The organism is Pseudomonas serboccidentalis (assembly GCF_028830055.1).
GTDB classification, from domain to species: Bacteria; Pseudomonadota; Gammaproteobacteria; order Pseudomonadales; family Pseudomonadaceae; genus Aquipseudomonas; species Aquipseudomonas serboccidentalis.
The window spans coordinates 2,933,766-2,941,281 of the sequence record NZ_CP101655.1 but is presented as its reverse complement, the minus strand read 5'-3'; the positions used below and the strand labels follow the sequence as shown (position 1 = coordinate 2,941,281).

10 protein-coding genes and 4 tRNA genes are annotated in these 7,516 nt (G+C 53.6%); all 14 read left to right on the top strand.

Annotated elements, in window-relative coordinates; genetic code table 11:
• The first annotated feature begins 83 nt into the window (after positions 1-83).
• The 14 genes from birA to rplL all read left to right on the top strand — a co-directional run bounded on the left by birA (position 84) and on the right by rplL (position 7,395).
• On the top strand, positions 84-1,037 hold the full coding sequence (birA, locus tag NN484_RS13485; protein WP_215502262.1) for a bifunctional biotin--[acetyl-CoA-carboxylase] ligase/biotin operon repressor BirA: 954 nt from the start codon (positions 84-86) through the stop codon (positions 1,035-1,037).
• Positions 1,027-1,776: a pantothenate kinase gene (locus tag NN484_RS13480; protein WP_215502261.1), complete on the top strand. Its 750-nt coding sequence runs from the start codon at positions 1,027-1,029 to the stop codon at positions 1,774-1,776. The genes birA and NN484_RS13480 overlap by 11 nt, the downstream gene beginning before the upstream one ends.
• 7 nt (positions 1,777-1,783) lie before the next feature.
• Complete coding sequence (locus NN484_RS13475) at positions 1,784-2,221, top strand: hypothetical protein (protein ID WP_215502260.1); 438 nt, start codon at positions 1,784-1,786, stop codon at positions 2,219-2,221.
• Positions 2,222-2,363: 142 nt separating this feature from the next.
• Positions 2,364-2,448, top strand: a tRNA-Tyr gene (locus NN484_RS13470).
• Positions 2,449-2,472: 24 nt separating this feature from the next.
• Positions 2,473-2,546 (top strand) — tRNA-Gly (locus tag NN484_RS13465).
• Between the two features lie 26 nt (positions 2,547-2,572).
• Positions 2,573-2,648 (top strand) — tRNA-Thr (locus NN484_RS13460).
• Between the two features lie 84 nt (positions 2,649-2,732).
• Positions 2,733-3,926: an elongation factor Tu gene (tuf, locus tag NN484_RS13455; RefSeq protein ID WP_064361246.1), complete on the top strand. Its 1,194-nt coding sequence runs from the start codon at positions 2,733-2,735 to the stop codon at positions 3,924-3,926.
• Positions 3,927-3,979: 53 nt separating this feature from the next.
• A tRNA-Trp gene (locus NN484_RS13450) sits at positions 3,980-4,055 on the top strand.
• Between the two features lie 45 nt (positions 4,056-4,100).
• On the top strand, positions 4,101-4,469 hold the full coding sequence (gene secE / locus NN484_RS13445; protein ID WP_064589465.1) for a preprotein translocase subunit SecE: 369 nt from the start codon (positions 4,101-4,103) through the stop codon (positions 4,467-4,469).
• Positions 4,470-4,478: 9 nt separating this feature from the next.
• Positions 4,479-5,012, top strand: a complete 534-nt coding sequence (gene nusG, locus NN484_RS13440; protein WP_025113545.1) for a transcription termination/antitermination protein NusG — start codon at positions 4,479-4,481, stop codon at positions 5,010-5,012.
• 117 nt (positions 5,013-5,129) lie between these two features.
• Positions 5,130-5,561, top strand: coding sequence for a 50S ribosomal protein L11 (gene rplK, locus NN484_RS13435; RefSeq protein ID WP_003228756.1), 432 nt, complete (start codon positions 5,130-5,132; stop codon positions 5,559-5,561).
• Entirely contained in the window at positions 5,561-6,256 is a 696-nt protein-coding gene (rplA, locus tag NN484_RS13430; protein WP_003228754.1) for a 50S ribosomal protein L1, read from the top strand. Before rplK ends, rplA begins: the two co-directional genes overlap by 1 nt.
• A gap of 198 nt (positions 6,257-6,454) precedes the next feature.
• Entirely contained in the window at positions 6,455-6,955 is a 501-nt protein-coding gene (rplJ, locus tag NN484_RS13425; protein ID WP_008081912.1) for a 50S ribosomal protein L10, read from the top strand.
• A gap of 74 nt (positions 6,956-7,029) precedes the next feature.
• A complete protein-coding gene (rplL, locus tag NN484_RS13420) occupies positions 7,030-7,395 on the top strand; it encodes a 50S ribosomal protein L7/L12 (RefSeq protein ID WP_003228750.1) in 366 nt (121 codons plus the stop codon).
• The last annotated feature ends 121 nt before the right edge of the window (positions 7,396-7,516 follow it).

The following is a 7,516-nucleotide window of genomic DNA, read 5'->3' as shown; positions in this document are numbered from 1 at the left end:
CGGCGGAAAGTGGTTTGCTTGATTTCTATGCAATCGCCCGGCTCATGGCTATTATTCGGGCCTCATTGTGAGGCGAGACCTGCATGCTGACGTTGTTGAATCTTTTAAAGGATGGTCGATTCCATTCTGGCCAGGCTCTGGGGCTAGCCCTGGGTATCAGTCGAAGTGCTGTATGGAAGCAACTGCAGCATCTTGAGGCTGAGCTCGGTTTGTCCATTAATAAGGTCCGGGGTCGAGGCTACCAACTGGCTGCGCCCCTGACTCTACTCGATCCTCTCAGTATCGGCGCCTTGGCCCCGGTTTGGCCGATGACAGTCTTTGATTCCATTGACTCCACCAATGCAGAGGCGCTGCGCGCGATCAGTCAAGGTCGCACGGCGCCGTTCCTGGTGTTGGCAGAGCGGCAAATTTCCGGTCGAGGTCGCAGGGGGCGTAAGTGGGTAAGCCCCTTTGCGGAAAATCTCTATTACAGCCTGGTCCTGCGTATTGAGGGCGGTATGCGCCAGCTTGAAGGGCTTAGTCTTGTTGTAGGTCTGGCGGTCATGCATACCCTGCGAAAGCTCGGAGTGTCGGGTGCTGGATTGAAGTGGCCCAACGACGTATTGGTTGGGAGCAGGAAAATTGCAGGTATTCTTCTGGAGCTCGTAGGCGATCCTGCAGATGTTTGTCATGTGGTGCTGGGCATAGGCATTAATGTGAACATGCAGGTTGCTGACGAGGTTGATCAGCAATGGACGTCCATGCGGCTTGAGACGGGCAAAAGTTGCGACCGCAACGCGCTAGTGGCGGAGTTGAGCGAGCAGCTGCGCGACTATATCCAGCGCCATCAGATCGATGGCTTTTCAGCGCTCCAAGGGGAATGGGAAAGGGATCACGTGTGGCAAGGTCGTCCGGTTTCGTTGATTGCCGGCGCTAGCCATATAGAAGGTGTAGTGCTCGGTATTGACAGTCAGGGTGCGCTGCGCTTGAGGGTGGATGGCGTGGAAAAAGTATTTAGTGGCGGTGAGCTCAGTCTGAGGTTGCGTGATGATTCTTGAGCTCGATTGCGGGAACAGCTTCATCAAATGGCGGGTGTTGAATACTGCCGCCGGAGGTCTTTTCGCGGAGGGGGTTGTCGACTCGGATCAGGCCTTGGTGGATAGCTTGCACACATTTGACGGTCTATCGCTACGAAGTTGTCGGTTGGTCAGTGTTAGAACGAGTGAAGAAACCGCTGCATTGACTCGGATTCTTGAGCGGACGTTCGGCGTATTGGTTGTGTGTGCCAAGCCCGCTAGTGAAATGTCTGGTGTCCGGAATGGATATGACGACTATGAGCGTTTAGGTCTCGATCGTTGGCTGGCAATGCTGGGTGGTTTTCACTTGGCAGCAGGCGCATGTCTGATCCTGGATTTCGGCACTGCTGTAACAGCGGATTTTATTGATGCTGAAGGGGAGCACCTGGGAGGGTTCATTTGTCCAGGGATGCCATTGATGCGAAATCAATTACGCACTCACACGCGCAATATCCGTTACGGCGATTTGGCTGCAGAGCGGGCCCTGACTAGTCATGCTCCGGGACGCAGTACTGTTGAAGCGGTGGAGCGTGGATGTTCGTTGATGTTGAGAGGTTTCGTCCTGACCCAGATGGAACTGGCTCGTTCCTATTGGGGAGAGGGCTTTACCGTCTTTATTACAGGTGGTGACGCTGGGTTGGTTGCAGATGTTGTGCCTGACGCACGAGTTGTCCCTGATCTGGTCTTTGTTGGACTGGCCATGGCGTGTCCTTTATCTTGAGGTTTGTATGCGCTGGTTGTTCCTGCTGCTTGTTGTTCTCAATGTGTTCTATTACGTCTGGCATCAGCAGGAAGCGCCCTTGCGTGCAAAAGATGTCACGCCTCTCAGTATGTATCGTGGATCCCAGCAAGACATACGCTTGCTGAGTGAGGCCGGTAGTGACTCTCGAGAAGGGCAGGGCGCGCGACGTGCGGGGCAAGATTGTCTGTTCTTGGGTGGTTTGACTCGAGAGGAAAGTGTTTCTGTGCTGCAACAGCGGCTGTTGGCCATGAATGTGAAGGCTCAACCACCGCAAAAGGATCTTCCAGAGCCAGGTTACTGGTTGCGCATTGCGCCCGAAAGCCAGCGTTTATTGGGGGATGTACAGTTGCAGAACCTTTCCAAGGAATTCAATGAGTTAAAACATAAAATAATGCTGTGTGAGGGGGTTGCACCGCTGGAATAGTTTGCATAGAATGGCGCCCGCTCCACAGCGAACACCTAAACAGGTTGTCAAAGTGAAGCAGTGTCAACGCAGCTAACCTCAGGTTTTTAATGAGAAAATGCTTGACAGAAGGTCGGCATAGTATAGAATGCCGGCTCGCTTAGGAGGGGTTCCCGAGCGGCCAAAGGGATCAGACTGTAAATCTGACGTCTACGACTTCGAAGGTTCGAATCCTTCCCCCTCCACCATTTTTAGCGTGAGCTGCAAGCTCCGCGGGTATAGTTTAGTGGTAGAACCTCAGCCTTCCAAGCTGATGATGCGGGTTCGATTCCCGCTACCCGCTCCAAGTTTGCAGGTTGTGCAAAGTGTTACGCTCTTGTAGCTCAGTTGGTAGAGCACACCCTTGGTAAGGGTGAGGTCAGCGGTTCAAATCCGCTCAAGAGCTCCATATAACAAGGCAGATATGAAAATATCTGCCTTTGTTTTAATGGTAGATATCGTTCGTCTAATTCTTCTGTTGAGGGTGTTATCGATGGCTAAGGAAAAATTTGATCGTTCCCTGCCCCACGTCAACGTAGGGACCATTGGTCACGTTGACCACGGTAAAACCACTCTGACTGCTGCTCTGACTCGCGTCTGCTCCGAAGTTTTCGGTTCCGCAATCGTTGACTTCGACAAGATCGACAGCGCACCAGAAGAAAAAGCTCGCGGTATCACCATCAACACCGCACACGTTGAGTACAACTCGAAGATCCGTCACTACGCTCACGTTGACTGCCCAGGTCACGCTGACTACGTGAAGAACATGATCACCGGTGCTGCTCAAATGGACGGCGCTATTCTGGTTTGCTCGGCCGCTGATGGTCCGATGCCACAAACCCGTGAGCACATCCTGCTGTCCCGTCAGGTAGGCGTTCCGTACATCGTGGTTTTCCTGAACAAGGCTGACCTGGTAGATGATGCTGAGCTGCTGGAACTGGTTGAGATGGAAGTTCGCGACCTGCTGTCCACCTACGACTTCCCGGGCGATGACACTCCAATCATCATTGGTTCGGCTCGTATGGCGCTGGAAGGCAAAGACGACAACGAAATGGGCACTACCGCTGTTAAGAAGCTGGTAGAGACTCTGGATGCCTACATTCCAGAGCCGGTTCGTATGATCGACAAGCCGTTCCTGATGCCAATCGAAGACGTGTTCTCGATCTCGGGTCGCGGTACTGTTGTGACTGGTCGTATCGAGCGCGGTATCGTTCGCGTTCAGGATCCACTGGAAATCGTTGGTCTGCGTGACACCACCGTTACTACTTGCACCGGTGTTGAAATGTTCCGCAAGCTGCTCGACGAAGGTCGTGCTGGCGAGAACTGCGGCGTTCTGCTGCGTGGCACCAAGCGTGATGATGTTGAGCGTGGTCAGGTTCTGGTTAAGCCGGGTTCGGTTAAGCCGCACACCAAGTTCACTGCAGAAGTTTATGTTCTGAGCAAGGAAGAAGGCGGTCGTCACACTCCGTTCTTCAAGGGCTACCGTCCACAGTTCTACTTCCGTACGACTGACGTGACTGGTAACTGCGAGCTGCCAGAAGGCGTTGAAATGGTAATGCCAGGTGACAACATTCAGATGACTGTTACCCTGATCAAAACCATCGCGATGGAAGACGGTCTGCGTTTCGCTATCCGTGAAGGCGGTCGTACCGTCGGTGCTGGCGTCGTAGCTAAAATCATCGAATAAGCGGTTGTAATGTATTTTTCGGGCCGGCATAATGGTCGGCCTGATTTTGTTTTAGGTCAGTAGCTCAATTGGCAGAGCGACGGTCTCCAAAACCGTAGGTTGGGGGTTCGATTCCCTCCTGACCTGCCAGATTCACTCGGTGTATCTGGCTTTCTTTTCACAGGATCTTCATAGATGACTCCTAAGGCTGAAGCTCAAGGCTCTCGCTTCGATCTGCTCAAGTGGCTTGTAGTAGTTGCTTTGGTGGTTGTAGGCGTTGTTGGCAATCAGTATTACGCTGCTTCGCCGATCCTGTACCGTGTACTCGCTTTGCTCGTCATTGCTGCTGTAGCTGCCTTTGTAGGCCTGCAGACCGCAAAGGGCAAGTCGTTCTTTGTACTGGTTAAGGAAGCGCGCACCGAGATTCGTAAAGTCGTATGGCCAACTCGCCAAGAAACCACGCAGACCACTTTGATTGTTGTGGCTGTGGTACTGGTTATGGCGTTGCTGTTGTGGGGGCTTGATTCCCTGCTCGGCTGGCTTGTTTCCTTGATTGTCGGCTAAGGGTGTCCCGTGGCTAAGCGTTGGTACGTTGTGCATGCTTACTCGGGCTACGAGAAGCATGTCATGCGCTCGCTGATTGAGCGCGTAAAGCTGGCTGGCATGGAAGATGGCTTCGGCGAAATTCTGGTTCCCACTGAAGAAGTGGTTGAAATGCGTAATGGCCAGAAGCGCAAAAGCGAACGCAAGTTCTTCCCAGGTTATGTGCTGGTGCAGATGGATATGAACGAGGGTACTTGGCACTTGGTCAAGGATACTCCTCGGGTGATGGGCTTCATTGGCGGTACCGCCGACAAGCCTGCGCCAATCACCGATAAAGAGGCAGAAGCCATTCTGCGTCGCGTGGCTGATGGTAGCGATAAGCCTAAGCCGAAGACTTTGTTTGAGCCAGGTGAAGTGGTTCGTGTTACTGACGGCCCATTCGCTGACTTTAACGGCACTGTCGAAGAAGTTAACTACGAAAAGAGCCGTGTCCAGGTGGCAGTGCTTATTTTCGGTCGCTCTACTCCGGTAGAGTTGGAGTTCAGTCAGGTCGAAAAGGTCTAGCTGAACAAGCATCCCAACCCCGCAGCCCTAGGCTGTGGGGTTTTGTCGTCACTGGGATAAACGCGCAAGTAACCGGGGAGCCTTTCGAGGCGTTCGAACCCGTAATTGGAGTGCCTCATGGCCAAGAAGATTACCGCTTACATCAAGCTGCAAGTGAAGGCCGCTCAGGCTAACCCAAGCCCACCTGTTGGTCCTGCTCTGGGTCAGCACGGCGTGAATATCATGGAATTCTGCAAGGCTTTCAACGCCCGTACTCAGGGTCTTGAAGCAGGTCTGCCGACTCCAGTGATCATCACCGTCTACAGCGACCGTAGCTTCACTTTCGAAACCAAATCCACCCCTGCTTCGGTTCTGCTGAAGAAGGCGGCCGGTCTGACCAGCGGTTCCGCTCGTCCGAACACCGTTAAGGTTGGCACTGTTACCCGTGCTCAGCTGGAAGAAATCGCGAAAACCAAAAACGCGGATCTGACTGCAGCTGATATGGATGCAGCCGTGCGTACTATCGCCGGTTCTGCTCGTAGCATGGGCCTTAACGTGGAGGGTGTGTAATGGCTAAGCTGACCAAGCGTCAAAAGGCTATCGCCGGCAAAATCGAAGCAGGCAAGGCCTACAACATTGTAGACGCTGCTGCTCTGCTGGCTGAGCTGTCGACTGTCAAGTTCAGCGAGTCGTTCGACGTTGCTGTAAACCTGGGTGTAGACCCGCGTAAATCCGACCAGGTCGTTCGTAGCGCTACTGTGCTGCCACACGGCACTGGCAAGACCGTTCGCGTTGCTGTGTTCACCCAGGGTCCAGCTGCTGAGGCCGCTCTGGCTGCCGGCGCTGACCGTGTAGGTATGGACGACCTGGCTGCCGAAATGAAAGGCGGCGACCTGAACTATGACGTAGTGATCGCATCCCCGGATGCCATGCGCGTTGTAGGTCAACTGGGTCAGATCCTCGGTCCACGTGGCCTGATGCCTAACCCGAAAGTCGGCACCGTAACTCCAGACGTAGCCACCGCGGTCAAAAACGCCAAGGCTGGTCAGGTTCGTTATCGCACCGACAAAAACGGCATCATCCACACTTCCGTTGGCAAGATCGGCTTCGATGCCGTCAAGCTGAAGGAAAACGTTGAAGCCCTGATCGCTGATCTGAAGCGTATCAAGCCAGCTTCTTCGAAAGGTATCTATGTCAAGCGCGTTACCCTGAGCACCACTATGGGCCCAGGTCTGGTTATCGACCAGAGCTCGCTGGACGCGTAAGACAAAGGTTGGCGCGGTTGATCGCGCCAATTGAAAGATTGGGGTCCCTGCCTGGCGGGGGCTATCCAAGACCGTAGGCGACGCAAGTCTTAAACCATAAGCCTACGCAGATGGTGCTCCCGGTTCCTTACCGAATCAGACACCAAAACGACATTCGGTTTCGACCGAGTGAAACGGTAACAAGCAGGAGTTAAACCCGTGGCAATTAATCTCGAAGACAAGAAGGCCATCGTCGCTGAAGTCAACGAGGCTGCCAAAGTCGCTCTGTCCGCTGTCGTGGTTGATGCCCGTGGCGTAACAGTAGGCGCAATGACCGGACTCCGTAAAGAGGCTCGTGAAGCTGGCGTTTACGTACGTGTTGTACGTAACACCCTGCTCAAGCGCGCTGTTGCTGACACTCAATACAGTGTCCTCAACGACGTGTTCACCGGCCCGACCCTGATTGCATTCTCGAACGAACATCCGGGCGCTGCTGCTCGTATCTTCAAAGAGTTTGCCAAGGGTCAGGACAAGTTCGAGATCAAGGCAGCTGCGTTCGAGGGCAAGTTCCTCGCAGCTAATCAGATCGACGTACTGGCAACTCTGCCGACCCGTGACGAAGCAATTTCTCAGCTGATGAGCGTGATTCAAGGCGCTACCAGCAAATTGGCTCGTACTCTGGCGGCAATTCGCGACCAGAAAGAAGCTGCCGCAGCCTAAGGCTCGTCAACTTCTCGCGTTTTTTGTTTATTTCGATGGTCGCGTAGGCCGTCCCCCAATTCAGGAATTGAGTCATGTCTCTGACTAACGAACAAATCATCGAAGCAATCGGCCAGAAATCCGTAGTGGAAATCGTTGAGCTGATCAAAGCGATGGAAGAAACCTTCGGCGTTACCGCTGCTGCTGCTTCGGCTGGTCCAGCTGCTGCTGCCGCTGTTGTTGAAGAGCAAACCGAGTTCAACGTTGTTCTGCTGGAAGCTGGCGAGAAGAAGGTTAACGTGATCAAGGCAGTTCGTGAACTGACCGGTCTGGGCCTGAAAGAAGCCAAAGAGAAAGTAGACGGCGCTCCTCAGGTTGTAGCTGAAGGCGTTTCGAAAGAAGCTGCTGAAGACGCTAAGAAGAAGCTGGAAGAAGCAGGCGCTAAAGTCGAACTGAAATAAGTATCGACTTTGCTCCTCCAGCCCGAGCGTCAAGCGACAGGCTGATGGCTGGTGGCTCTTGCCACCGGCCTTTTTCCGTTATTGGCAGCCGACTGGGTCGGTGCTGATAAAGGCGCTGTAA

Excerpts from the sequence above, each read along its gene's own strand:
- birA (WP_215502262.1), top strand. The coding sequence starts at position 84 with ATGCTGACGTTGTTGAATCTTTTAAAGGATGGTCGATTCCATTCTGGC.
- NN484_RS13480 (WP_215502261.1), top strand. The coding sequence starts at position 1,027 with ATGATTCTTGAGCTCGATTGCGGGAACAGCTTCATCAAATGGCGGGTG.
- NN484_RS13475 (WP_215502260.1), top strand. The coding sequence starts at position 1,784 with ATGCGCTGGTTGTTCCTGCTGCTTGTTGTTCTCAATGTGTTCTATTAC.
- tuf (WP_064361246.1), top strand. The coding sequence starts at position 2,733 with ATGGCTAAGGAAAAATTTGATCGTTCCCTGCCCCACGTCAACGTAGGG.
- secE (WP_064589465.1), top strand. The coding sequence starts at position 4,101 with ATGACTCCTAAGGCTGAAGCTCAAGGCTCTCGCTTCGATCTGCTCAAG.
- rplK (WP_003228756.1), top strand. The coding sequence starts at position 5,130 with ATGGCCAAGAAGATTACCGCTTACATCAAGCTGCAAGTGAAGGCCGCT.
- rplA (WP_003228754.1), top strand. The coding sequence starts at position 5,561 with ATGGCTAAGCTGACCAAGCGTCAAAAGGCTATCGCCGGCAAAATCGAA.
- rplL (WP_003228750.1), top strand. The coding sequence starts at position 7,030 with ATGTCTCTGACTAACGAACAAATCATCGAAGCAATCGGCCAGAAATCC.